This is a genomic window from Microbulbifer agarilyticus S89 (genome assembly GCF_000220505.1).
GTDB lineage: Bacteria > Pseudomonadota > Gammaproteobacteria > Pseudomonadales > Cellvibrionaceae > Microbulbifer > Microbulbifer agarilyticus_B.
On the sequence record NZ_AFPJ01000032.1, the window covers coordinates 1 to 24,414 of the forward strand.

21 protein-coding genes are annotated in these 24,414 nt (G+C 60.4%); 11 read left to right on the forward strand and 10 right to left on the reverse strand.

Annotation, left to right across the window (positions count from 1 at the left end):
- Positions 1–347 (forward strand): hypothetical protein (locus tag AS89_RS18665; protein ID WP_237709663.1); only part of this gene is annotated, 347 nt, incomplete at its 5' end.
- Here the strand turns inward: AS89_RS18665 and tyrS are convergent.
- The gene (gene tyrS, locus AS89_RS0109285) at positions 332–1,639 is read right to left on the reverse strand and encodes a tyrosine--tRNA ligase (protein ID WP_010132278.1); all 1,308 of its coding nucleotides are present in this window, start codon (positions 1,637–1,639) and stop codon (positions 332–334) included. The genes AS89_RS18665 and tyrS overlap by 16 nt on opposite strands.
- Positions 1,640–2,003: 364 nt before the next feature.
- Here tyrS and AS89_RS0109290 point away from each other — a divergent pair, with 364 nt between their 5' ends.
- Both AS89_RS0109290 and AS89_RS0109295 read left to right on the forward strand, forming a co-directional pair.
- On the forward strand, positions 2,004–3,374 hold the full coding sequence (locus tag AS89_RS0109290; protein WP_010132279.1) for a peptidoglycan DD-metalloendopeptidase family protein: 1,371 nt from the start codon (positions 2,004–2,006) through the stop codon (positions 3,372–3,374).
- Positions 3,375–4,499 carry an anhydro-N-acetylmuramic acid kinase gene (locus tag AS89_RS0109295; protein ID WP_010132280.1) on the forward strand — a complete coding sequence of 375 codons (1,125 nt, stop codon included), beginning with the start codon at positions 3,375–3,377 and terminating at the stop codon, positions 4,497–4,499.
- 34 nt (positions 4,500–4,533) lie between these two features.
- Here AS89_RS0109295 and erpA read toward each other — a convergent pair whose 3' ends face one another.
- From erpA to argC, 4 genes are all read right to left on the reverse strand, one after another.
- Positions 4,534–4,887 (reverse strand): iron-sulfur cluster insertion protein ErpA, encoded by a 354-nt coding sequence (gene erpA, locus AS89_RS0109300; protein ID WP_010132281.1) that lies wholly within the window; start codon positions 4,885–4,887, stop codon positions 4,534–4,536.
- A gap of 129 nt (positions 4,888–5,016) precedes the next feature.
- Positions 5,017–5,430 carry a bactofilin family protein gene (locus AS89_RS0109305; protein ID WP_100169327.1) on the reverse strand — a complete coding sequence of 138 codons (414 nt, stop codon included), beginning with the start codon at positions 5,428–5,430 and terminating at the stop codon, positions 5,017–5,019.
- Between the two features lie 94 nt (positions 5,431–5,524).
- The gene (locus tag AS89_RS0109310) at positions 5,525–6,268 is read right to left on the reverse strand and encodes a DUF6776 family protein (RefSeq protein ID WP_010132283.1); all 744 of its coding nucleotides are present in this window, start codon (positions 6,266–6,268) and stop codon (positions 5,525–5,527) included.
- Between the two features lie 60 nt (positions 6,269–6,328).
- Entirely contained in the window at positions 6,329–7,384 is a 1,056-nt protein-coding gene (gene argC, locus AS89_RS0109315) for an N-acetyl-gamma-glutamyl-phosphate reductase (RefSeq protein ID WP_010132285.1), read from the reverse strand.
- 124 nt (positions 7,385–7,508) lie between these two features.
- Between argC and AS89_RS0109320 the strand changes: the two genes are divergently transcribed.
- The 5 genes from AS89_RS0109320 to hemB all read left to right on the forward strand — a co-directional run bounded on the left by AS89_RS0109320 (position 7,509) and on the right by hemB (position 13,180).
- Positions 7,509–9,338 (forward strand): chloride channel protein, encoded by a 1,830-nt coding sequence (locus AS89_RS0109320; protein ID WP_010132286.1) that lies wholly within the window; start codon positions 7,509–7,511, stop codon positions 9,336–9,338.
- Positions 9,339–9,410: 72 nt separating this feature from the next.
- Positions 9,411–9,833 carry a protoporphyrinogen oxidase HemJ gene (hemJ, locus tag AS89_RS0109325; RefSeq protein ID WP_010132287.1) on the forward strand — a complete coding sequence of 141 codons (423 nt, stop codon included), beginning with the start codon at positions 9,411–9,413 and terminating at the stop codon, positions 9,831–9,833.
- A 104-nt stretch (positions 9,834–9,937) separates the two neighbouring features.
- Positions 9,938–10,729, forward strand: coding sequence for a bifunctional hydroxymethylpyrimidine kinase/phosphomethylpyrimidine kinase (thiD, locus tag AS89_RS0109330; RefSeq protein ID WP_010132288.1), 792 nt, complete (start codon positions 9,938–9,940; stop codon positions 10,727–10,729).
- Between the two features lie 144 nt (positions 10,730–10,873).
- Positions 10,874–12,157 (forward strand): glutamate-1-semialdehyde 2,1-aminomutase, encoded by a 1,284-nt coding sequence (gene hemL, locus AS89_RS0109335; RefSeq protein ID WP_010132289.1) that lies wholly within the window; start codon positions 10,874–10,876, stop codon positions 12,155–12,157.
- A gap of 12 nt (positions 12,158–12,169) precedes the next feature.
- Complete coding sequence (hemB, locus tag AS89_RS0109340) at positions 12,170–13,180, forward strand: porphobilinogen synthase (RefSeq protein WP_010132290.1); 1,011 nt, start codon at positions 12,170–12,172, stop codon at positions 13,178–13,180.
- A gap of 30 nt (positions 13,181–13,210) precedes the next feature.
- Here hemB and mrcB read toward each other — a convergent pair whose 3' ends face one another.
- Complete coding sequence (mrcB, locus tag AS89_RS0109345; RefSeq protein ID WP_010132291.1) at positions 13,211–15,874, reverse strand: penicillin-binding protein 1B; 2,664 nt, start codon at positions 15,872–15,874, stop codon at positions 13,211–13,213.
- A gap of 385 nt (positions 15,875–16,259) precedes the next feature.
- On the opposite strand from mrcB, the gene AS89_RS0109350 reads away from it, so the two are divergent.
- The gene (locus AS89_RS0109350) at positions 16,260–17,264 is read left to right on the forward strand and encodes an adenosine kinase (RefSeq protein WP_010132292.1); all 1,005 of its coding nucleotides are present in this window, start codon (positions 16,260–16,262) and stop codon (positions 17,262–17,264) included.
- A 130-nt stretch (positions 17,265–17,394) separates the two neighbouring features.
- Here AS89_RS0109350 and AS89_RS0109355 read toward each other — a convergent pair whose 3' ends face one another.
- From AS89_RS0109355 to AS89_RS0109370, 4 genes are all read right to left on the reverse strand, one after another.
- Entirely contained in the window at positions 17,395–19,188 is a 1,794-nt protein-coding gene (locus AS89_RS0109355; RefSeq protein ID WP_010132293.1) for an EAL domain-containing protein, read from the reverse strand.
- 290 nt (positions 19,189–19,478) lie between these two features.
- On the reverse strand, positions 19,479–20,057 hold the full coding sequence (locus AS89_RS0109360; protein WP_010132294.1) for a YajG family lipoprotein: 579 nt from the start codon (positions 20,055–20,057) through the stop codon (positions 19,479–19,481).
- 73 nt (positions 20,058–20,130) lie between these two features.
- Positions 20,131–20,688 carry a copper chaperone PCu(A)C gene (locus tag AS89_RS17270; protein ID WP_010132296.1) on the reverse strand — a complete coding sequence of 186 codons (558 nt, stop codon included), beginning with the start codon at positions 20,686–20,688 and terminating at the stop codon, positions 20,131–20,133.
- Between the two features lie 117 nt (positions 20,689–20,805).
- Positions 20,806–21,582: an N-acetylglucosaminyltransferase gene (locus AS89_RS0109370; RefSeq protein WP_138976387.1), complete on the reverse strand. Its 777-nt coding sequence runs from the start codon at positions 21,580–21,582 to the stop codon at positions 20,806–20,808.
- A gap of 137 nt (positions 21,583–21,719) precedes the next feature.
- Here AS89_RS0109370 and AS89_RS0109375 point away from each other — a divergent pair, with 137 nt between their 5' ends.
- The gene (locus AS89_RS0109375) at positions 21,720–23,600 is read left to right on the forward strand and encodes a protein-disulfide reductase DsbD family protein (protein WP_010132299.1); all 1,881 of its coding nucleotides are present in this window, start codon (positions 21,720–21,722) and stop codon (positions 23,598–23,600) included.
- 332 nt (positions 23,601–23,932) lie between these two features.
- A complete protein-coding gene (aroQ, locus tag AS89_RS0109380) occupies positions 23,933–24,370 on the forward strand; it encodes a type II 3-dehydroquinate dehydratase (protein ID WP_010132300.1) in 438 nt (145 codons plus the stop codon).
- Positions 24,371–24,414 lie beyond the last annotated feature (44 nt).

The following is a 24,414-nucleotide window of genomic DNA, read 5'->3' on the forward strand; positions in this document are numbered from 1 at the left end:
GATGGCCGAAACCATCTGTATCGATCCGTCGCTCCGCAAGCACCCACACATATTGCTTGATCGAATTTTTAAACAACTCAGTGCAGCGCTGGGCCATCACTGTGGGACGCGTATTCTACACATCCGATCCGCTGAAGCAAGGCTTTTTTAAAAATGTTTTCGAAGAAAAATCTTTGAAAATCAAAAGCTTACTTAGCTTCCCCGCCGCGCTTTGCGTTGCCGCTGCAGCAGCGAGGGCGCGAACTATACGAATCTGCCGGGGGGTGCGCAAGTACTTTTATGACAAAACTGCAAAAAAGATTTTTCCCGGCATTTTCCGCTCAATTAGCGATCAATTCGCACGATAAAACAGGTGATACTTCTTCTTGCCCAGGCGAACAATAAAGTACTTGTTGTGCAGAGCGCGCTCGGTAACAAACACAGACGTCGGGCTGCCATTACTGTCCATGCCCACGCCTGCACCATTTACCAACACGGCACTGCGACCCAGCGCATCCTTCACCGGCTTACCAGAAGCTGCCATGCCCGCATCCACCAGCAATTGAATCAGGCTTTGCTCGCCGAAATCGGCGGGCAGCTCGGAACTGGGCAGACCGTCGAGACGCAGCTGCTCCAGATCACCTTCAGAGAGATCTTCGATACCACCAGAGAACAGCGCCTGAGAAATGCGCTCGGCTGCCGCCAGCCCCTCTTCACCATGCACCAGGCGAGTCACCTCTTTGGCGAGCACTCCCTGCGCTTCCGGGCGGCCGGCGCGCTCAGTATCTTCTTTCTCCAGAGCATCAATGGCATCGACACTCAGGAAGGTGAAGTACTTCAGGAACTTGTACACATCCGCGTCAGCGGTATTCAGCCAGAACTGATAAAAGGCATAGGGCGAGGTGCGCGCCGGATCGAGCCAGATGGTGCCACTCTCGGTCTTGCCGAACTTGGTGCCATCGGCCTTGGTTACCAACGGCAGAGTCAGACCAAATACTTTGCCGCGGTGCTGGCGACGAGTGAGATCGACGCCACCGGTAATATTGCCCCACTGGTCCGAGCCGCCGATTTGCAGGGTGCATTCGTGGCGCTTGTACAGCTCGGAGAAATCCATGGACTGGAGCAGGATATAGGCAAACTCGGTAAAGGAGATGCCTTCACCTTCGCGCTGAATCCGCTGCTTCACGGATTCTTTGTTCACCATATTGTTCACTGAGAAGTGCTTGCCGACATCGCGCAAGAAGTCGAGCACATTCAGGTCTTTGGTCCAGTCCAGGTTGTTAGCGACCAGCGCGGCATTGTCGCCGGATTCGAAATCGACGAAGGCGCTCACCTGGGCTTTGATTTTCTCGACCCAGCTGGAAACCACGTCTGGGGTATTCAGCGAGCGTTCCTGCGCTTTAAAGGAAGGATCGCCAATCAGGCCGGTTGCGCCGCCAACCAGTGCGATCGGCCGGTGACCTGCCGCCTGAAACCTCTTGAGGGTCAGCAGCGGGACTAAACTGCCTATATGAAGGGAATCCGCGGTGGGATCGAAACCACAATATAGCGTGCGACTCTGCTCTGCCAGATGCAGTTCGAGTTCGCCGTCACCGGTGGCCTGGTTGACCAGCCCGCGGCGCGTGAGATCTTCCAGTAGTGTCGCGTCCACTCCGGCCATGGTATCCCCTTGCGGTAAAATCAGATGTCTGAGAAGCCACCAAAGCGTGTTTTGACGGCCAAAAATTGGGCTGCAAATGTACCGAATCCTGCGGTAAATACAAGCTTGAGGGGGTTATGTGACAAGGGCGCGCCCGGCGCAGCACAATGCTGGCCCCCACTACCGTGCGAACGCCTTTCACAACCCTATTGAGGAACTGAATCTTGGTCAGACAGGTCAATTACCCCGTGAACGACGGCGTAAATTTTGTTATAAAGTCGCCCTGGTGTTCGTTTTTTAGACGATCACAGACCTGCGGCGCAACGCTTCACGTCTGACCCGAACCCAACAAATACCACTGTCAGCGCTACTTCTATATAGAACCATGCAAAATCGACGCAAAAACGAGCGCCTGATCGGCGCTATGGGCAAACACTTCCCGCGCACTCACGCCGTTGCTGCCGGTGCGGCGAGTTTCGCCCTGGCCTTAGTCCTGTTTATTTCGCCGCCGGAAGTCGAGGCGAAGCGAACCGCGCTGCCGGTGACCCTGAGCCACGCGGAAGAGGCGCCTCAAGGACTGGCGCCAGAGCACGAGACTGCGGCGGTGGAAAGCACCAGCGTTATGGAAGGTTTACGCGTGGTCCAGGAGACCGTGCGCAACGGGGATACCCTGTCCGACCTGTTCCAGCGCGCCGGTGTCAGCAGCGCGGAGATGTACCAGTTGCTGTCCAGCGGTAAAGAAGCGAAACAACTGGCCAAACTGGTGCCGGGGGAGGAGCTTACCTTCCAGATTGACGGCGAGGGGAGCCTGCAAACCCTAGAACTGCATCGCGACCGCCTCAGCAAGGTGGAATTCAGCCGCGATAGCTCCGACCAGTACAAATACGCCCTGCACACACGGGAAGCGGAGCGCTACACCGCGTTCCGCCAGGCGGAAATCAACAGCTCCCTGTTTGTGGACGGCAGCAAGGCGGGCCTGAGCAATAACCTGATCATGGAGATGGCCGACATCTTCGGCTCGGACATCGATTTCGCACTGGATATTCGCAAGGGCGACAAATTCAGCGTGGTTTTCGATGAAGAGTTCATCGATGGTGAGAAGATTGGCAACGGCGCGATTCAGGCAGTGTCCTTTACTAACCAGGGAAAAACCTTCAGCGCAGTCCGCTACATAGATCGCAATGGCGACGTGAATTACTACACGCCAGATGGCAAGAGCATGCGCAAGGCGTTCATTCGTACGCCGGTAGATATCGGCCGCATCAGCTCCCATTTCAACCCGCGCCGCCTGCACCCGATCTTCAAGACCCGCCGCCCGCACAACGGCACCGATTACGCCGCGCCGCGAGGCACGCCAGTGTATTCCGCGGGTGACGGCCGCGTGGTCAAGGCCGGCTACACCAAGGCCAACGGCAACTACGTATTTATCCAGCATGGCGAGCGCTACCTCACTCGCTACCTGCACCTGCACAAGCGCCACGTAAAGCGCGGCCAGCGGGTCAAGCAGCGCCAGGTCATCGGCACCGTAGGCTCTACCGGTTACGCCACTGGCCCGCACCTGCACTATGAGTTCCTGGTCGACGGCCGTCACCGCAACCCAGCGACCATTGTCCGCAAGCTCCCCAAGGCCAAGGCCGTGGCGAGCTCTGAAATGGATCGTTTCCTAGCCCAGACCCAGCCACTGCTGGCCCAGCTGCAACGGTTTGAACAGCCCGCACTCGCACAAAATAACGAAGAGAAGGACTCCGTAAACTGAATGACGGACCTCTACATTGGCCTGATGTCTGGCACCAGCGTCGACAGTATCGACGCGGTGCTGGTCGAATTTTCTGAATCAGCCGGCGCCTCTGGCAGCCAACTACACTGCAAAACCCGCGCAGCGATCGGTCACCACATTTCCTCGGAAATGCGCGAAGCCATCCTCGCCCTGTGCGCGCCCGGCCCCTCCGAGCTGGACCGCTCCGGACAGCTGGACCGCCAACTGGGGCAGGAATTTGCCGCTGCGACCCTCGCGGTACTGCGCGAAGCCGGCGTCCAGCCACAGCAGGTGCGCGCGATTGGCAGCCATGGGCAAACCGTGCGCCACCGCCCGCCCGGCTCTGTATCGACCCCATTTTCCCTGCAGCTCGGCGACCCCAATACCATCGCGGCGGAGACCGGTATCACCACGGTGGCCGATTTCCGTCGCCGGGATATGGCTCTCGGCGGCCAGGGAGCGCCACTGATGCCGGCGTTCCATAACGCGGTATTCCGCGCCGACCGCGACCGCGCTGTGGTGAACATTGGCGGCATGGCGAACATCACCGAGCTGGCCGCGAATGGGGACGTGCGCGGCTACGATACCGGCCCGGGTAACGCGCTGCTGGATTACTGGGTCAAACTACATCGCGACACCGCGTACGACGCTGACGGCGCCTGGGGCGCTACCGGCAACCCACACCCGGAACTGCTTAATCGATTGCTGAACGACCCCTTCTTTGCCGCGCCGGCCCCCAAAAGCACTGGACGCGAGGCCTTCAACCCCAACTGGCTCGAGATGGCCTGTGCCGGGCTCGAACTAACCCCGGTGGATGTGCAGGCGACCCTGGCCGAGGTCACCGCGGCAACCATCGCCAATGGCGTGCACGAATTTGCCCGCGGCGGTGAGCTGCTGGTATGTGGAGGTGGCGCGCGCAACGGCGACCTGATGGAGCGCCTGCGCAGGCGCCTGCCGACCTGGACGGTTGCGCCCACGGATCATTATGGAATCGATGCAGACTGGGTGGAGGGCGCCGGTTTTGCATGGCTCGCACGCCAGACCATTCTGGGACTGAACGGCAACTGCCCGGCAGTGACCGGAGCATCCAAGGAAACGGTACTAGGGGGAATCTTTCCCGCCTGATTGGCGGGAAAGAAGCTGAAACGCGAATCCGCGATCAGATTGAAAAGGACGAGCCGCAGCCACAGGTGGAGGATGCGTTCGGGTTCTGTACCACAAAGCGCGAGCCAGACAGCCCCTCTTCGTAGTCCACACTGGCACCAACCAGGTACGGATAGCTCATGGCATCCACCAACACCTGAATACCATCTTTTTCCACTACCGCGTCGTCTTCGGCCACCAGCTCATCAAAGGTAAATCCGTACTGGAATCCTGAGCAGCCACCACCGGTAACGAAAACCCGCAGTTTCAGCTCCGGGTTGCCCTCCTCTTCCAGCAACCCCTTCACCTTGGCAACGGCCTGTTCGGTCACCTGGATCGGTTCGGGAGAAAAGGAAACAGCTTCAGACATAGAATTCACTCGACACAGTTTGCAGCTCCAACCCTATGTGGGCGCTCTGACTGGGCGCATTATGAATAAAACCCAGCAAATGGGTCAAGTATTACCCCAATTGCCGGGCTTCACCAGCCAGTTGGCAGCTTAGTCCGCGTCAGTGACTGCTTCGTCAGCGTTAAAGCCGAGCATACGCGGTTCGCTGGCGCTATCCATATCCACATTGGATACCAGCGAGCCATTGACCTGGGCGCCTTTTACCATCTCGATCAGCTTGTAGTGCACATTGCCTTCAACCATCGCCTTCGAGGCCAGCTCAAGGTGGCCGCTGGCGTGCACATCGCCTTTCACATTGCCGTTTACCACGACATTGGGCACACGGATTTCGCCTTCGATGGTGCCACCGTCAACCACTTGCAGGCGCGCATCGCTGTCACTGTGGGCGCTGATATTCCCCTTTACGGTACCTTCAACCACCAGGTTGCCGCGAAAATGCAGGTCGCCGGTTACTTCGGTGTGTTTCGCAATCAGGGTTGTGCTGTTGCCGCCAGTGCTAGCCATAGTTTTCTCTTTCTTTTTCAACATAATTCAACCGAACCTCATGAATTGGATGGAGTCTGGTCGCTCCAAACGCGCCATGTGCGCACTCAGCAAATCAGCTCTGCTGCACCAGCCAGCCATAGCGCTGATCAATATTGAATCCTTTGCGCTTACTGGATTTGAGCGACAGTTCGACACCTTCCGGCACGAAGCCCTCCGGCAACTGCAGCTCTCCCTCGATATTCTGAAAATACTTGAATCGCAGCGGAATCGACTCGCTTTCCACCTGCTGGGACAGGTCCGCCAGTGCATAGCGGCGGGCCTCGCCATCCGTCTGTCCAACAATAGTAAAGCGCACGGCCCCGGTCACCACCTGGTGACGGGCGGCAGACTGCTGAACCAGGAGTTTGTATTGATAGCGGCGATCGCCTGCCTCAGAAATACTGAAACGGCCAATGGAGACACCTTCACTGCCTTCGGCAGGCGCCATAATGCCGCGATAGAATGCAATCTCCTGGCGCAGCTCAGCGATCTGGCTGTCCTTGGTAACCAGCTCGGAACGCACGGACTCACTGGCCTGTTCGCCAATGGTCACCGACTGCTCGGCGGTGGTGGCGCGGATACGCAGGGTTTCGATCTGCGCACGCAGGCGGTCCACCTCATCCAGCGCACGGGCGTGGGCACGAGACTTCTCATCCAGGCTCTTGCTGATCTGATACTGGCCAGCGAAAAAGGCACCGGCACTCGTGGACAGCACCAGCAAGCTCACCCCCAGGGCGGAAAATACCCCGTGCAGGATGGGCCGATGGGGCACCACTTTCATTCGGTACTGTTTGCTGCCTTTAACTTTGCGCGCCATTGGATTGATTCGTGTTGTCGCCGTGTCGTGTATTTTTCTATTGTGCCACTGCTGCCGATTCTAAGGCAGCAGTGCCGGGCTCTCTAGCCCCTGGTTCTCATTTAAGCCAAACATGATGTTCATGTTCTGAATCGCCTGCGCAGACGCGCCCTTGGCCAGGTTATCGATGGCCGATAGCACCACCACCGTATCGCGGTCCTGCGGGCGCATTACCGACAGCCGGCACATATTGGTGCCCTTCACGCTGCGGGTCTGTGGATGGCTGCCAGCCGGCATAACATCCACGAAGGGCTCCGCTGCATAGCGCTGCTCGAACTGCTGCTGCAGCGCCTCCTGGGCACTGGCTGCCGCACTGGGGTCCTTCAGCTTGGCGTACAGGGTCGCATGGATGCCGCGCACCATGGGCAACAGGTGTGGCACAAACGTCAGTTCTACCGGGCCACCATTAGCGCGGTCAAGGCCCTGCTCGATCTCTGGCAGGTGACGATGCCCACCGGCCGCATAAGCACGGAAGGTGTCGTTGTTCTCCGCAAACAGCAGGTCGGTCTTGCCCTGACGACCGGCACCACTGGCGCCACTGGCGGCGTTGGCGATAAGCCCGGTGGACTCGACCAGCCCGGCCTCCAGCAGCGGCAGCAAACCCAGCTGCACCGCGGTCGGGTAGCAGCCCGGGCACGCAATCAGCTGGGCGCCGGCAATTTGATCCCGATTGACTTCGGGCAGGCCGTACACCGCCTGCGGCACCAGCTCCGGACAGCCGTGCGGCTGGCCGTACCAGCTTTCCCAGGTGGCAATGTCCTGTATGCGGAAATCCGCGGACAGGTCGATCACCCGCACGCCCCGTGCAATCAGCGCCGGCACCTGCGCCTGGGCGACACCGTGCGGCGTGGCGAAAAACACCACATCACACGCGGCCAGGGCATCCACATCTGGCGCGGTAAATTTCAGATCGTAGTGACCCCGCAAACTGGGAAAGAGTTCCGCCACCGCAGTGCCCGCCTCGGCACGGGAGGTGATCGCACTGACCTCCACGCCGCTGTGGCCAGCCAACAGGCGCAGTAACTCCACGCCGGTATAACCTGTTCCACCCACGATGGCCGCTTTGATGACACTCACAATCTCGCTCCTTTTTACTGCCTGCTAGTCACTGTCCTTTGCGGGGCGCCCTACTGGCGGGCCACGTCCCCTGTATAATGAGCCGTGCACTCTACCATAAGCCACTCAGATTAAAGGATTAACCGTGCGGCGCAGAACGCAGTCGAAGCCCCAATCCCGCTATGCCGCCGCAATTTCTCGCCTGCGCCGGCCACAGTTTTTCGATCGCCTGCAGCTCGAACTCTCCGCACAGCAAGCCCTGTCAACGCTGGTGCTACTGGCACTGGTCATCGGCATTTGCGCCGGACTGGTGATTATCGCGTTCCGCCAGCTCAGCGAAGGCCCAGCCATCCTGTACCTGCCCAAGCTGGAGGACTTCGAGTCACTCTCGCCGGAGTGGCGTTTCATGCTGCCCGTGGTCGGCGCGATGCTGCTGGGGCTGATATTCCACTGGATCGCACCCTCCGGGCGCCCGGTTGGCGTGGTTCACGTGCTGGACCGGCTGCACAACCACCAGGGCAAGATGCCCGCCAAGAATGCCATCTTGCAGTTTTTTGGCGGCGCCCTGGCGCTGCTCAGTGGCCAGTCCATCGGTCGCGAGGGCCCTTCCGTTCACCTGGGTGCCGCGACCGGCAGCTGGGTCGCACAGCGCCTGCGCCTGCCCAATAATGCCCGGCGTACCCTACTGGCGTGTGGTGTGGCTGCGGCGATCGCCGCGTCATTTAACACCCCTCTGGCCGGGGTGATTTTCGCCATGGAAGTGGTGATGCTGGAATACACCGTGGCGGGTTTCCTGCCGGTGATGATCGCCGCGGTGAGCGGCAGTGCGGCCACCCGCCTGGCGTTTGGGCACCACACCATGTTCAACGTGCCGCCCTCGCAACTGCAGTCGCTGGCAGAGCTCCCCATCCTGTTCGCATGCGCACTGGCGATCGGGGCGCTCGCCTCGCTGTTTATTATCAGTCAGCGCAAACTGGTGCCGCTGCAGCAGAAGTACTCGCCCCTGCTGCGTTTCACCATCGCCGGCGTGGCGACCGGGCTAATTGCCATCTGGATTCCGGAAGTGCTCGGCACCGGGTACGACACCATGGAGCTGGCCATGCTTGGGCAGATCGGCGTGGTTGCACTTTCGATCATCGTACTGGCCAAGCTCACCGCTACATCGCTGGCAATCGGGCTCGGCATCCCCGGTGGGGTTATCGGACCCAGCCTGATTCTCGGCGCCTGCATCGGTGGCGGCGCCGGCCATCTGGCCAATATTCTGCTCGGCGAGGCCACGGCCAGCCCCGGCTTGTACGCAATGGTCGGTATGGCCGCAATGATGGCGGCCATGCTGAACGCACCACTGGCGGCATTGCTGACCATCCTCGAGCTGACCTATAACGCCAACGTGTTATTCCCCGCCATGCTGACCATTGTGGTTGCCTGCCTGGTAAGCCGGCAGCTGTTTTCTACCGATGGGATTTATCAGGAGTCGCTGCGCGCCCTCGGCAAAAGCGGCACCCCCAGCTGGCGCGCACAGATGCTGAGCCGCGTTGGGGTGGCGGGGGCAATGGAGCGGGCCATCGCGGTAGCGCCACAACTGCTGGACCCGACACAGGCGCAACGGCTGATCGACCAGAAACCCGCCTGGCTGCTGGTGGACACCGAAGACAGTGCGGTAGCACTGCGTACCGCAGACCTGGCTCATTTCCTCCAGCGCCCGCAGAACCCGCCAAAGGACCCGCAAGACAACGAGCACAAGCCCGCAGCAGAAGAAAAAATCGACCTGTTACGTCTACCCGGCGAACGCCTGGAAATGGCGCCGCTGAGCTGGCGGGCAACGCTACTGGAAGCTCAGCAGACCCTGGAGCGGCGGGATGTCGGGGCGTTGTACATCGGCCGGGATTACGATCAGGGCAGTCCGGGTGTACGCAACTGTGATGTGGCGGGTATTATCTTGCCCGAGCATATAGAACATTATTACCGCCAGTGAGCCTCGCCATAGGACACTGACCGACAAAACACCAAAACGACAACAACAAACCCTGCCGGGTAAGGAGCCTCAATGCTGTGGGTCAAAGCCTTTCATATTATTGCCATGGTGTGCTGGTTTGCCGCTCTGTTTTACCTGCCGCGACTGTTTGTGTACCACGTCGACGCGACCGATGCGCTGAGCAAGGACCGCTTCAAGATCATGGAGCGTCGCCTGTACCGGGGCATCGCCATTCCTTCCATGCTGGCGACACTGATTTTTGGCATCTGGCTGATTACCTACAACCCTGAGTACTACAAGTCCGCCGGCTGGCTGCACGCCAAACTCACCCTGGTCGTGCTGCTAATCGGCTATCACCATATCTGTGGCAGCTACGTGAAGAAGTTTGCCGCCGACAACATCACCAAGAGCGGGCGCTTTTTTCGCATTTTCAATGAATTGCCGGTGCTGGCACTGATCGCGATCGTGATTCTGGCGGTGGTGAAACCGTTTTAAGACGGCACGCGCCCCGCACAGGGGCGCGTGAGCCCTCCTCGCGGCACCGTCACTACCAGTGACGCAGCTAGAATTAGGATACCTGCCAAAGATTCCCAAACGCCATGGATACGCAACAGCCAGTCGTCCTCACCGTCACCCACCACGACCCCAGCGGCAGCGCCGGTATTGCGGCGGATACGGAAACGGCCGCAAGCCTGGGGTGCCACTGCGCCTCGGTGGTCTCGGCGATTACCGTGGGGGACACCAGTGCGCTCGCCGGGGTGGCGCCGGTGGACGACAGCCTGCTGGTGGAGCAAGCCCGGGCGGTGCTCGAGGACATGCCGGTGGCGGCGATCAAGATCGGCTATCTTGGCTCGGTAGAGAATGTGCACGCCATGCACAGCGTGCTGCGCGACTACCCGGATATCCCGCTGATCATCGATCCCGACGCTACCCTTGCCGACAAGGAAAGTCTGCTGGCGCCGCCCCTGTGGCGCGCCATGTGCGACCTGCTACTGCCGCTCGCCACGCTGGTTGCCCCCAATCGACGCGAAGCCCGGGCCATGGCGGGCGAAGCCGACGTCTACGACGCCCAAGCACAGGAGCTACTGGAAAGTGGCTGCCGCTACCTGCTGCTTACCGGGGTACCGGCGGAAGACCAGCAGCTGGAAAATCGCCTCTACGATGCACGCGGCCTGATTCGTGAATTCCACTGGAAACGACTGCAACCGGCGGCCTATGGGGTCTGCGGGACCCTGACCACGGCGATCGCCTGTCATATCGCGCACGGCCTAAACATGCTGGAAGCGGTCAATCGCAGCCAGCAGTTTACCTGGAGCGCCATCGCCGACAGCCGGCGTCTCGGTATGGGACGACCGGTACCCAACCGGCTGTTCTGGGCCTGCAAAGACTGACCAGCACGCCACCCTCCTTTCTTGCCTTCATTGCGCTGCCACAGTGCTCCGCGGTTTGCGGAGCGGGCCTGTGGCGCGGATAATACGCGCAAATTTTCATCACGGTGTCCCTGTCACCGTTCTATACCCGGTATCCGTATTTCTATGAGCAAGTCTGAAACTCTCTTTGCCGAAGCCCAGAAAGTCATCCCCGGCGGCGTTAACTCGCCGGTGCGCGCCTTCCGCGCAGTGGGCGGCACCCCGGTGTTTATCGAGCGTGCCGAAGGTGCCTATCTGTATGACGCGGATGAGAAGCGCTACATCGACTATGTGCAGTCCTGGGGCCCGATGGTGCTGGGTCACGCCCACCCGGACGTCATCGACGCAGTGGTCGAGCAGGCCCAGTCCGGCCTGAGCTTTGGTGCACCGACCGAGCTCGAAACCGAGCTGGCGGAAGAGCTGTGCCGCGTGTGGCCGAACATGGACCTGGTGCGTTTCGTAAACTCCGGTACCGAAGCCACCATGAGCGCCATCCGCCTGGCCCGTGGTTACACCGGCCGCGACAAGATCGTGAAATTCGAAGGCTGCTACCACGGCCATTCCGATTCCCTGCTGGTAAAAGCCGGGTCCGGCGCACTGACCATGGGCGTACCATCCTCCCCGGGTGTCCCCGCATCGCTGGCCGACCACACCATCACCCTCACCTACAACGATATTGAAGGCGTGAAACAATGCTTCGCCGAAATTGGCGATCAGATCGCCTGCATTATCGTAGAGCCGGTAGCGGGTAACATGAACTGTATCCCGCCCATTCCCGGCTTTCTCGAGACCCTGCGCGAAGTGTGTGACCAGTCCGGTGCGGTGCTGATTCTCGACGAGGTAATGACCGGTTTCCGGGTTAGCCTGACTGGCGCCCAGGGGCACTTCGGTATCGATGCCGACATCACCACACTGGGCAAAGTCATTGGCGGCGGCATGCCGGTCGGCGCCTTCGGCGGCAAGCGCGAGATCATGGAACAGATTGCACCACTGGGGCCTATCTACCAGGCCGGCACCCTGTCCGGTAACCCGATGGCGATGGTGGCGGGACTGGAAACCCTGCAGCTGATTCAAGAGCCGGGTCTCTACGACGAACTGACGGCCAAGACCGACCGCCTGGTGGAAGGCGTGCTGGATGCAGCCAAGGCGGCGGACATTCCGCTGACCGCCAATAAAGTCGGCAGCATGTTCGGCTTTTTCTTCACCGACGCCGAGCAGGTTAGCAACTACCAGCAGGTTATGGCGTGCGACACCGACCGCTTCAACCGCTTCTTCCACGGCATGCTGGAAGAAGGCGTATACCTGGCCCCGGCCTCCTATGAAGCCGGCTTTATGTCCGCGGCGCACTCCGACGAAGATATCGAAGCCACTATCGACGCGGCGAAAAACGTCTTCGCCAAACTGAAATAAGCGAGAGCTGCCATGAGCTTCACCTCCCACCGCGGACCCTACCCGCACAGCCGCCCGCGCCGTCTGCGCGCCAGCGAGTTTTCCCGCCGCCTGGTGCGGGAGAACCGCCTGAGCAGTGACGACCTGATCCTGCCACTGTTTGTGATCGAAGGCCGCGGCGAGACCCAGCAAGTGGCCTCCATGCCCGGCGTGGAACGGCTGAGTGTTGACCTGCTCACCGCCAAGGCCAAACAATTGGTGCAGCTCGGTATCCCGGCGGTGGCACTGTTCCCGGTGGTGGACCCGTCAGCCAAGTCCGACGACGCGCGTGCCGCCTACGACAAAGACGGGCTGGCCCAGCGCGCGGTGCGCGCACTCAAGGATGCCGCGCCAGAATTGGGCGTGATTACCGATGTGGCACTGGACCCGTTTACCAGCCACGGCCAGGACGGCCTGATGAACGATGCGGGTTATATCGTTAACGACGACACAGTGGAGGTACTGGTACAGCAGGCCCTGTCCCACGCGGAGGCCGGCGCCGATGTGGTGGCGCCGTCCGACATGATGGATGGGCGCATCGGCGCAGTGCGCGCCGCGCTGGAACGGGATGGCCACGCCAACACACAAATCATGTCCTACGCCGCCAAATACGCGTCCAGCTACTACGGGCCATTTCGCGATGCGGTGGGCTCCGCCGGCAACCTGAAGGGCGCCAACAAATTCAGCTACCAAATGGACCCAGCCAACGCTGACGAAGCGCTGCACGAGTGCGCACTGGATCTGGCGGAAGGTGCCGACATGATTATGGTCAAGCCCGGCATGCCGTATCTGGACGTGGTGCGACGGGTGAAAGACGAGCTGAAGGTACCGACCTTTGCCTATCAGGTCAGCGGTGAATACGCCATGCATTGCGCTGCGTTCACAAATGGCTGGCTGAACCGCGAGGCAGTCATTCTGGAATCGCTGCTGGCATTCAAACGCGCCGGCGCCGATGGTGTGCTCACGTATTTCGCGGAAGAAGCTGCGCGGCTACTGCAGGCATAAACAAAGGCTGCGGCACCTGGGAGACCGGGGTCAGGGCCACTGATCCTCTTGCTGCTGCGGCGGCCAGGGTTGTGCCTCTTCTACCGGCACACCGCCGCGACGCTGGCGCTCGTCCAGCCGGCGCCGCTCTTCCTGCGCACGCCGCTCTTCTTCCTGATAGCGCTGTTCCTGCAAGCGCGCGGATTCCTCGAGGCGGCGCAAACGCTCCGCCTCATCCGGGGGAATTTGCTGATACTGCTCCGGGCCAAGCTGCTCCTCGCGCTCCAGCTGCTCGCGCAACTGGCGTTCCCGTTCGCGCTGCTCCTGCATCTGCTCGCGGCGCTGCTGCTCCGGATCAATGCCCCAGCCCGGGCTCATATCCTCCCGCGGTGCGACATTTTCATCATCGCGATCAAACCAGTTGCGGAACCAGCCGCGACGCTCGCAGCGCGGGTCGGTCTTGAGGCGGCTCTCCACCGACACCGGGATTTCACGCCCACCCTCACAGTGACGCGGATCCATATATTCGCCTTTCTGATTCACCGGTTTCCACTCGACACCGCGAGGTGCCTGAATACGTCCGTGACGATGGGGCAACTTGCGCATGATGTCGGTCCAGATCGTCAGGGCACCGGTTGCACCAGTGAGTTCGGTGCGCTCGTTATCGTCGCGGCCCAGCCACACCACTGCCGTCACACCGGGGCTAAAGCCGGCAAACCAGCTATCGCGATAATTGTTGGTGGTACCGGTCTTGCCCGCGAAGGGCACGCTGTTGGGTAAGCGACGGTAGGCACTTTTACCGGTGCCCTCGCGCATCACCTGCTCCAGCCCATAGCGCAGCAAATAGATCGGCACCGCTTCCACACCGCGGTTCATTTTCGGGCGAAAGCGCTGCACCTGATCACCCTCCGCATCGGACACCGCCAGCAAGGTGCGCGGTTCCACATGCTCACCGCCATTGGCCATGGTCTGGTACATACCCGCCACTTCAAAGGGGGTCATTTCCACCGCCCCCAGGAACAGCGAGGGAACCCGCGGCAGATTTGCTTCGACACCCAGGCGGCGAATGGTTTCGCGCACATTTTCAATGCCAAGATCCAAGCCCAGACGGGCGGTGGCCTGGTTGTAGGAACGCGACAACGCCACATACAGGGGGACCTGGCCGTGGCTGCGATTATCAAAGTTCGCCGGCATCCACACCTGACCGTCGGCCGCCACTTCGCGAATGGGGGCATCATCAATCAACGTGGCCAGATTGAATTCGTGCGGGCGCTCCAGCGCCGTGAGATAGATGGCTGGTTTGATCAGCGAACCGATCTGACGGTTCGCCTCCAGAGCACGGTTAAACCCTGGATAGTGGGGACGGCGGTCGCCCACCATCGCCAGCACATTGCCGCTGTGATTTTCGAGAATCACCGTGGCGCCCTGTAACGATTTGGCCTCGATGTTGCGATCGCTTTCCAGCTTGTCAGCACCCTGGCTAATCGCGTCTTCTGCCAGCTTCTGCACCGAGGGGGCCAGTGTGGTGTACACCCGCAGGCCGGCAGTGCGCAGCTCTTCCACCGAGTAATAGGGGCGCAACTCTTCCAAAAGCCGCTCGGTAAATGCGGGATAGGGGTTCTGCGCAGCCGCGCCTTTGGTTGCCACTTCCAGTGGCTTGGCCTTGAGCCGCTGCAGGTCCTGCTCACTGATCAGCCCCTGCTCTTCCATGACGTCGAGCACGATATTGCGACGCTCCAGCGCGCGCTTGGGATGACGCCAGGGGTTGTAGTAGGAAGCGCCCTTGGCGAGCCCAACCAGCAGCGCCATTTGATGAGGCTCCAGCTGGTTAAGGGGCTTGTGGAAGTAAAACTCCGATGCCAGGCCAAAGCCATAGATTGCGCGGCTGCCCTGTTGGCCCAGCCACACCTCATTGATGTACTCCTGCAGGATGTAGGCCTTGTCGTAGTGGACCTCCATGAGGATTGCCATCAGGGCTTCGTTGAATTTGCGCCACAGACTCGGCTTGTGGTCGAAGAATATATTCTTCACCAGCTGTTGGGTGATGGTTGAACCGCCCTGCACCACGGTGCCCGCCTGCAGGTTGGCCACCATGGCGCGGGCAATGCCACGCGGGGACACCCCGAAGTGATGGGCAAAGTCCTGGTCTTCCACCGCAATCAGCGTGGCGCCCAGCAGCGGTGGAATTTCGGTAATGCGCACCGGCGTGCGGTCGTCACCCCCGCCAAGCAAGGTGCCGATGGGCGCCGCATCCAGACGAAATTCTTCCAGCGCTGCGCCGTTTTCATCACGCAGGTTGGTTAGCTCATCATTGCGCAGGCGGAAGCGCACCTTGGCCTCCCGGTCGCGGCTGTCCGCATGGACAAAATCGCGGCGCCACACCACATATTCCATCCCCTCTCGCTGCCACTGGCCGGGCTCGTCCACCGGGGATGCCTGTTTGTAGTTGAGCGCAGAGAACTCCGCCTCCAGCTCATCCGGGCGCATCACCATGCCTTCTTTCAATACCAGCGGCCGCGCAAACACGCGTGCGGGCAACTGGTACTGGCGACTGTCGAGGCGCTCGCGCAGCTGCATATCCAGCCACACCATATAGCCGGCCAGCACCAATACACCGAGCAAGGCCAGCAAGCTCAGCCGCTTGATCCAGCGGCCCAGGCGCCCCTGCTTCCGGTTAGCGCGCTTTTTCTGGGTACGACGTTTTGTTGCTGGCATAGATATCTGGGTAACTCTTCAAACTTTTCAGAAACGTACAATAATTCGCAACAGCGCACTTGCTAGGCCGGGGTAACGGCCCCATCGCCTGGGCTCGCTTGTATACACACCGCAGACTTTCGCCGCGACACAACTGCAGCCCGGCCGCACCATAGGCTGTTATAGGCGGCATTTATAAGGTCGGCCGCACACAAGTCAAACCCAACGGGTCACAACGTGCCAGCGCTGCAGCCTCATGCTGCAACCTCAACTAGTGGCAACGCTGTAGCAACCAGCAACAACGCCCACAATGTTCAGCGGGCGCTAAACTTGCACTCGACCGGGTGGCCGCCATAATGCGCGCATTCCCAAATTCAACAGCCCATAACCACGGACTCCCGACCCCATGCACCAGTATGAACTCTATGGCATCGGCGCCGCCCTGCTCGACACGGAAATCGAAGTCACCGACAGCGACCTGAAAACCCTCGGGGTGGACAAGGGTGTCATGACCCTGGTGGACGACGCCCGCCAGCAGCAGCTGGTGGACGACCTCAAAAACCACTTGGTCACAGCCAGCCACGCCTGCGGCGGCTCCGGTGCCAATACCATCATCGCCGCCAGCTACTTCGGCCTGAATACCTTCTATTCCTGCAAGGTCGCCGACGATGCCAACGGCGACTTCTACCGTAACAACCTGGCCGCAGCGGGTGTGCGCTATCCAGAGGTTTTGAACAACGCCGCCACAGGTACCACCGGCAAGTGCCTGGTGCTGATCACCCCCGACGCCGAGCGCAGTATGAACACCTTTCTCGGCATCAGCGCCGAATTGTCAGTCAATGAACTCGACAGCGATGCGCTCGCCCAGTCCCGCTGGGCCTACATCGAAGGCTATCTGGTGTCGTCACCCACCGGTCGCGCTGCCGCGATTGCCCTGCGCGAACAGGCCGAGTCCGGCGGCGTGAAAACCGCTCTGAGCTTATCCGACCCCATGATGGTGCAACTGTTCCACGACGGGCTGAAAGAAATGATCGGCGGCGGCGTCGACCTGCTGTTCTGCAACCGCGACGAAGCGCTGCAGTATTGCGCCACCGACTCCCTGCAGGAGGCCGCACAAACCCTGCGCCAGCACTGCAAGGCCTTCGCCATCACCCTTGGTGCCGACGGTGCACTGCTGTGGGATGGCGAACAGGAATACCGCGTAGCTAGCCCCAAGGTAAATGCCATCGACACTAACGGTGCCGGCGACATGTTTGCCGGCGCCTTCCTGTACGGGATCAACCGCGGAATGCGCTTTGCCGAGGCGGGCGAACTGGCGTGCCGGGCGGCAGCGCAGGTAGTGAGTCAGTATGGACCGCGTTTGCGTGCGGAACAGCACCAGGAATTGCTGACGCAACTAGCCAACGCTTGAACGAAAGCATGCCTCGCGCAGCCATGAAACTCACGAGCGGGTAAGTTGCCGGGTAAGGGTTGCAGCCGCGTCGGCGACAGGGAGGTCGCCGACGCGTGGTCTAGTGAAGGGTTTTCGGGGTGGGCCGGGCTCAATCCACGGAGGTCGGCCGCGGCCCACTGATCTCGGGCAGGCAGGCGGCAGCGGCAATTCCAAACCCCTGCGCGTAATCCACCCCCATCAAACGCAGTCGTTCCAACAGCTCCGGAGTCTCCGCAAATTCCGCAATGGTGCTGATTCCCATCCGCTTGGCCAGGTGGTCCACCGTACTCACCATCGCGCTGTCGATCTCATCCTCCAGCATATTGCGTACAAAGGAGCCGTCGATCTTCAGGTAGTCCACCGGCAACTGGCGCAAGTACGCGAGCGAAGAGGCACCGCGACCAAAATCATCCAGCGCAAAACTGCACCCGGCCGCACGCAACTTGTGGATAAACATCAGCGCCCGATCCAGGTTATTGATCGCACTGGTTTCGGTAATTTCAAACTGCACCCGCGACGGCGCAACGCCCGCATCCGTCAACTCACGCAACACAAAGTCGGCAAAGTATTCATCGCCCAGGCTGATTCCAGAAACGTTGATGGCATAGTGGAAACCGCCGGCGCCACTGCTCTGCTCGAGCGCCATGTACTTGAAGATGTTACGGATCACCCAGCGATCCACATCATCGATAATGCCGTAGCGCTCGGCGGCCGGCAGAAAGAGGCCGGGAGAAATAATATCGCCATCGCGCCCGCGCATCCGCACCAGCACTTCATAGTGATGCACCCGGTTCTTTTCCTGCAGCGCCACCACCGGCTGGCGATACAGCATCAGGCGGTCATCGCGAATTGCCGCATGGATCTCTGACAGCCAGGTGCTCTCGCGGCGTTTTTCCAGTGCCTTGCGCGAATCGCCGAAAAATTTCACCCGGTTGCGCCCCTGCTCTCGGGCCGCACTGCATGCATCATTGGCGGTCGCCAGCAGCTGGCTGGAAGGTGGCGCATGTGCGTCGACACTCACCGCGCCAATAGACAGCGCGGGACGGGTCTCACTGGACTCCCACTCGAACACAAAATCGTTCACCGCCTCGCGCAGCCGCGTGACGATGCGCTTGGCTTCTTCCAGGGTGCAATCGCGGAGCAACACAGCAAACTCGTCACTACCCACACGCCCCAGCAAATCGTTCTTGCCCAGGCACTGGGTGAGGATACGTGCTAATGCAACCAGCAGAGCGTCACCGGCACTGTAGCCAAGGGTGTCGTTGACCACTTTGAATTGATAAACGTCGAGGTACAGCAGGATATGGTGCTGGCGCGGCCCGGTGTCCCGGTTGAGTAATTGCTGCAAGGCCTGTTCGAAGGTCTGGCGATTGGGCAGACGGGTAAGCGTATCGTGACTGCTTTGCCAGCTCAGGCGGGAGGAAATCCGTCGTGCTTCCGAGGTGTGCCGCAATACCACCACGTAGCCATCTAGGCTAACACCGTCTTTGACCGTGTTTATCTGCACACTGATCTCAACGAGTTCCGCCTCACCATCCGCGAGTCGCAGCCCCTGCCTGCGCAGATTCGCGCGCAGCTCGCGACGGCTTGGCACCTCCTCTGCCGTGGCCTCACCCGGGCTCAGGGCGAGGTCGAGTGGCACACCCTGATCATCTTCAAGGCGCAGACACTCCGACAAAATCTGACCGGGTAACAACCCCACGAGGCTGCCACACAGCTCTCCAGCCAGCGGATTGCTGTAACGGATGCGCCCATGGCGGTCGGTGATCACGACACCATCGGCCACTTCCCCCAGCGCCAGCTCAGCAGCAGCCAGGCTCATCTGAGCACTGGGCGACATATCCGGCGTCGATGCATCGAGCTGGCCGTGAAAGGTGGCGCTTTGGGAGTCAAATTCAGTCAAGGGACATCCAGTTTAATCAGCCTGTGCAAATGGCCCGCGGCTAAAGCAAGCAGTGGGCCTGGTGCCAGGATGCTCGGAGCGGTGTAACCAATTACGTTAACGAATGCACTGCATACGAAATTAACTGTACACCGGATCGGCGACAATTTCCGATCAAAAACAAATTTCTCAAAATAATACCGACTTAGGCGCTGGCACGATAACCCTTGTGCACAATCCATTACAAATAGTGTGTAAGTTCGCACACTTTGAGGATTTTTTTTCATGCCAGCAAAAACTGACGTGCGCCTTTACAGGTGTTGACGCAAGAACGACTTCAGCTTTTCGTCCTCAAACGCGCGCTGCAATGTTGCGCTCAGCAGCTGGTTGATCGTGGCCTGCACCTCTTCCTTGCTCGGCTTGATCAGGTTGCGGTCTTTGCCACTGGTGCTGTAATTACCGAAAAAAGTCGCGCCCTTAACCGTAACCTGTAACTGAATCGCCGCACCGGAATCCACCTTGGTGGTGTAAAGCTTGTTCGGGCTGGTGTAGCGCAGGTCGGTCAGGGTTGCCACCACCTGCACATCGCCACCACCCTCAACGGTGCGGAATGACCAGGCTTCAAAACCCTGATACAACGCGTCAGCAATTGCCCGGTCAATATTATTGGCCAGGGTCACATTCGAAGAATCCGAGTAAATCCCCCCCAGCGAGCCGAGCCCATCGTTGCCCAACTGGTTGGCGCCCCGCGCGGAAAGGGTGTAGCCCGCACCGATGTTATCCGGTGCCACACTTACCTGCGGCTTAATTTCGACCTGTACCGGGCTGTGCGCACAGCCGCCCAGCATGACCGCAAAACCGGTCGCCAGTATCGCAAAGAGTGATTTCATAAATGGCTCCACTTTTTATCTGTAATGGCCGCTCACCGCGGCGCAAGGTTTCAATCTGGGTTTCTACTCAGCGCTAACCATGTCCATGGTGGCCGTGATGGTGGTGATGATCTTCCTGCTCCACCTCAGCACTCATTCCCGCGGGCGGAGCATCGTTGAGCCCCAGCACCGGCAATGAGAGCTGGAAGCTGCTGCCATCGGCAAATATGAGCTTTACCGGAAGTTGTGCACCAGCTTGCAGCCGCACGCCATGCACCATCAGATGGGTGCCACCAGGGCGCATTTCAAGAGAGGCAAGGGCCGGTAAGGCGAGCTGCCCCAGCGCGCGCATCTTGCTTATTCCATTCTCCTGCAGGGTCGTATGCAGCTCCACGCGGCCCTCGGGATGGGCGGGCAACTCGATGCGCTCCAGCACATACTCGCTTGTGGACAAATTCTGTAACGCCAGATAGGCCGCGCCCATGGGTGCGCCCGGTGGCATTTCCCGGGCGTAGCCGACGGCGCTGAGGTGCCCGGCAGGTTGCTGATCCTTCAGGTCACTTGCATGAAGTGCGCCGGCAGTAAACGCAGTAACCAGAGATGCGAGTGCAATGACCCGCAACAGGCCCGCGGCAAAGCGACTTTTTTTCATAATCAACTCCCCATCTAGACATGTATTGCGCATAGCTGTGAATCGTTGTACTTATTCGCGCTTAGCCGCGCTGTATCGTGCATCGCCAAACCCGCGCGTCGCTTGCGCGAGCGCGGCTTAGCGACTCTTTTGTAACAGTAATCGCGGTGGATTGCCGAGCTTTATGTCACCCCGAACCCGGTATCCCGGTACCGCCTGGCGCAACTGACTGTAGATCCAGCGGCCCTCGGCATCATCGCGCGCAACAATAATCACCCGTAACTGATGCTGCTGGATCCGCTGTGCGGTCGTGGCGAGCATCTGCACCATGGCCGCGGAGCGCGCGGACAACTCGGCTGGCGGTAGCGCCACTGTCTGCGCTCCGGGCCCGTCCAGTGTCACATCCTGACGGGCACGCTGCCGCTCGCGCTGCAATTGTGCACGCACCTCTGCAGACAGAGGGTTGCCGGGGGCGATTTCATCCGCGGTATTCAGCAGACTATTTACCTCCCCGAAGGATCGCCGCCGCAACGCATCGCGTGCCCGATCCACCTGATGCATTACCAGCGTTTGGATGCCCGCCCTGGCCTGGGTATTGCCTGGATCCAGCTGCAGTACCTGCAAGTAAAAATCGTAGGCGCTGGCACCAGCCGGCATGGTGATAAAACCCTCACGCTGCGCCACTTCCGCCCGCGTCAGAAAGTGACGAACAGCGCGCTGGCGTATCTCTTCCGGGCTGGGGCCGGTGGGCGCTGGCGGCACAACCACTTGTGGCGCCGGAGGCGGCGGCGTTGCACACCCTGCCAGCAGCACAACCGCACCGGTTGCGAAAACAGTGACCGCCTTCAACTTTCTGATACCCACCTCCCTGAAGCAGTCACCCATCGGGCGACTGTTGTTTTTTTGTACCGACACCACCGTTATACTGCCAGCGCAATTGTGCGCAGGCTGCGGCACACGCCAGCGTCCAGCCTGCAGCTGCACCCCAACCGGGGAACGGCACCGTGCAATAACAGTCCAATCTGACCCGACTATAAAGAATTTTATTACCGATGACTGCGAACACTTCCGGCATGCGCGAAATTTATCTGCCCACCTCTTCGAACACGCGGCGCCCGTCGCGCAACCGACTGGGGACTGCGCTGGCTCTTCTGACCGCATTGCTATGCAGCCTGCTGCTGAGCGCCCCGGCGAGCGCACAACAGGAGAACCCATTCGCCGCGCTCGCTGGCGGTCAGGACGATTTTCTGCCGGTAGACGAAGCCTACCAGCTCGACGTTCTGTTAACTGACACAGATGCCGCCGCCCTGTTTCAGATCGCTCCAGAATATTACCTGTACCGGGACAAGTTATCGGTTTACCTGCTGAACGGCGAAGACAAGACCGAACTGCCGCTGACCCTGGTAAGCGGCGAGGTGATCTGGGACGACTATTTCGAAAAAGAAACCGAGGTGTACCGCTGGCAGCTGGAAGTTCCGTTGGCGCTACCAGAGGGAGCCAGCAAGGCCCGCCTGCAGGTGAACTACCAGGGCTGCGCGGATGCGGGCCTGTGCTATCCACCGCAAACACGTAATTTTGACCTGGATCTGCTGCAAAAAACCGCCACCCCCGCCGCCGGCAATGGTGGCCTGGGCTCAGGCCCCGGCGGCGCAGCAAGTGGCAGCACTGCACCCCTCGCCGGCAGCGCCAGCAGCACGCTTTTCTCCAACCTGTTACTGGCCATGGCGCTGGCTTTTGGTGGCGGCATGCTGCTGAACCTGATGCCCTGCGTCTTCCCGGTACTGTCGATCAAGGCGCTGACCATCACCAACAGTGGTGACCGCCAGCAGCTGCACGGCTGGGCTTACACCGCGGGCGTGGTCGCAACTTTCCTGCTGATTGCCGCCCTAATGCTGGCCCTACGCACCGCGGGTGAGGCCGTCGGCTGGGGCTTCCAGCTGCAGTCGCCGGTCGTAGTAGCCGCGCTGGCCTACCTGTTTTTTGCCATGGGCCTCAGCCTGTCCGGCCTGACCGAGTTCGGCGGCCGCCTGATGGGCCTCGGCGCCAACAGCGAAAGTAAGGGGCTCAGCGGCTCCTTCTCCACCGGCGCTCTGGCTACCGTCGTGGCCAGCCCGTGCACCGCGCCCATGATGGGCTCGGCGCTGGGCTTTGCCGTGACCCAACCCGCGCCAGTCGCACTCGCGGTATTCGCTGCCCTGGGCTTCGGCATGGCGGCACCCTTCTTGCTGCTTACCTATATTCCCGCACTGGCCCAGCGCCTGCCGCGCCCCGGCCCCTGGATGGAAACGCTCAAGCAACTGCTGGCCTTCCCAATGTACCTGACTGCGGTGTGGCTGCTGTGGGTACTGGGTCGCCAGAGTGGCAGTGACGGGGTTACCCTGGTGCTGGCCGGTGCGGTTGCCATCGCCTTCGCCCTGTGGCTGTGGCCGCGCCCGGCAACCGCCGGCAAAACCTGGCTGCGCACCAGCACCGCGGTGATCGCGGTTGCCGGCGCCATTTGGGTTCTACCCAACCTGGACAGCAATGCGAGCCAGCCAACGCAGGCAAGCAAGAGCGATTACTGGCAGACCTATTCGCCAGAGGCTCTCGCAGCAGCGCGCAGTGAAGGCCGCCCGGTACTGATCAACATGACCGCAGCCTGGTGCATCACCTGCCTGGCGAACGAAAAAGTCGTACTTTCCAGCGACCGTATTACCGCGGCGGTGGCAGATCTGGGCATTACCGCCCTGAAAGGTGACTGGACCAACCAGGACCCGCAAATCACCGAACTGCTGGCACGCTACGGCCGCTCCAGCGTGCCACTGTACCTGCTGTTTCCGGAGGGCGGTGGTGAACCACAGATTCTGCCGCAAATCCTGACCCGCGATGGCCTGCTCACGGCCATGCACAGTGCGGTTAGCGAAGAGCGCCTCGCTGAATCCGCTACTCGCTAGTTTGCCCCTGCCGGTGGCAGAGCCACCGGCCCCCTTCGCCGCAACCACCCCAGCGGCATCGAGCCCCACCTTTCGGCCAAAATGCCATTGTGGCCATTCACGCTGGCGAAAAAGCCACCCATTCATAAAAAACTACGGCAATTAGGCCGCTAACTTCGGCGAACTGCGCGCAACGTCTCTTTTTCGACATTTGAGGCATGGACAGGGGGTCACTTTTACGGCAAACTCCAAGCGAAATTTGCCAAACACCCCTTGTGACGCGGTTTTCCGGGAAGTTTCATGACTTTTTCCCGATTTTAGTCACAACTTTGCGCGCTTTACCGAGGCACAGAATGGCTAAACTGCTTTTGCTACACGGCCCCAATCTGAACCTGTTGGGCACCCGCGAGCCAGAGATCTATGGCTCCACGACTCTTTCCCAGATTAATGAAGCTGCCAGCGCGCAGTGTGCGGCGGCCGGCTGCGCGTTCGACAGCCTGCAAAGCAATCATGAAGGGGCACTGGTGGAACGTATCCACCAGGCATTTGCCGACAAGGTCGACTTCATCGTGATCAATCCTGCGGCCTTTACCCACACCAGTGTGGCGCTGCGCGATGCCCTGGCCGGTGTGGCCATTCCGTTTATCGAAGTGCACCTGTCGAACCCTCACGCCCGCGAGCCTTTCCGCCATCACTCCTACCTGTCCGATTTGGCCAAGGGCGTTATTTGTGGGTTCGGCGCGGATAGCTACACCCTCGCCGTGGGAGCTGCGCTCAAGCAACTGGGCTAATCAAGATTTTCATTCCCCGGCTGCGTGTCGGGGAACCGGTATAC

Excerpts from the sequence above, each read along its gene's own strand:
- tyrS (WP_010132278.1), bottom strand. The coding sequence starts at position 1,639 with ATGGCCGGAGTGGACGCGACACTACTGGAAGATCTCACGCGCCGCGGG.
- AS89_RS0109290 (WP_010132279.1), top strand. The coding sequence starts at position 2,004 with ATGCAAAATCGACGCAAAAACGAGCGCCTGATCGGCGCTATGGGCAAA.
- AS89_RS0109295 (WP_010132280.1), top strand. The coding sequence starts at position 3,375 with ATGACGGACCTCTACATTGGCCTGATGTCTGGCACCAGCGTCGACAGT.
- erpA (WP_010132281.1), bottom strand. The coding sequence starts at position 4,887 with ATGTCTGAAGCTGTTTCCTTTTCTCCCGAACCGATCCAGGTGACCGAA.
- AS89_RS0109305 (WP_100169327.1), bottom strand. The coding sequence starts at position 5,430 with ATGGCTAGCACTGGCGGCAACAGCACAACCCTGATTGCGAAACACACC.
- AS89_RS0109310 (WP_010132283.1), bottom strand. The coding sequence starts at position 6,268 with ATGGCGCGCAAAGTTAAAGGCAGCAAACAGTACCGAATGAAAGTGGTG.
- hemJ (WP_010132287.1), top strand. The coding sequence starts at position 9,411 with ATGCTGTGGGTCAAAGCCTTTCATATTATTGCCATGGTGTGCTGGTTT.
- thiD (WP_010132288.1), top strand. The coding sequence starts at position 9,938 with ATGGATACGCAACAGCCAGTCGTCCTCACCGTCACCCACCACGACCCC.
- hemL (WP_010132289.1), top strand. The coding sequence starts at position 10,874 with ATGAGCAAGTCTGAAACTCTCTTTGCCGAAGCCCAGAAAGTCATCCCC.
- hemB (WP_010132290.1), top strand. The coding sequence starts at position 12,170 with ATGAGCTTCACCTCCCACCGCGGACCCTACCCGCACAGCCGCCCGCGC.
- mrcB (WP_010132291.1), bottom strand. The coding sequence starts at position 15,874 with ATGCCAGCAACAAAACGTCGTACCCAGAAAAAGCGCGCTAACCGGAAG.
- AS89_RS0109350 (WP_010132292.1), top strand. The coding sequence starts at position 16,260 with ATGCACCAGTATGAACTCTATGGCATCGGCGCCGCCCTGCTCGACACG.
- AS89_RS0109360 (WP_010132294.1), bottom strand. The coding sequence starts at position 20,057 with ATGAAATCACTCTTTGCGATACTGGCGACCGGTTTTGCGGTCATGCTG.
- AS89_RS17270 (WP_010132296.1), bottom strand. The coding sequence starts at position 20,688 with ATGAAAAAAAGTCGCTTTGCCGCGGGCCTGTTGCGGGTCATTGCACTC.
- AS89_RS0109375 (WP_010132299.1), top strand. The coding sequence starts at position 21,720 with ATGACTGCGAACACTTCCGGCATGCGCGAAATTTATCTGCCCACCTCT.
- aroQ (WP_010132300.1), top strand. The coding sequence starts at position 23,933 with ATGGCTAAACTGCTTTTGCTACACGGCCCCAATCTGAACCTGTTGGGC.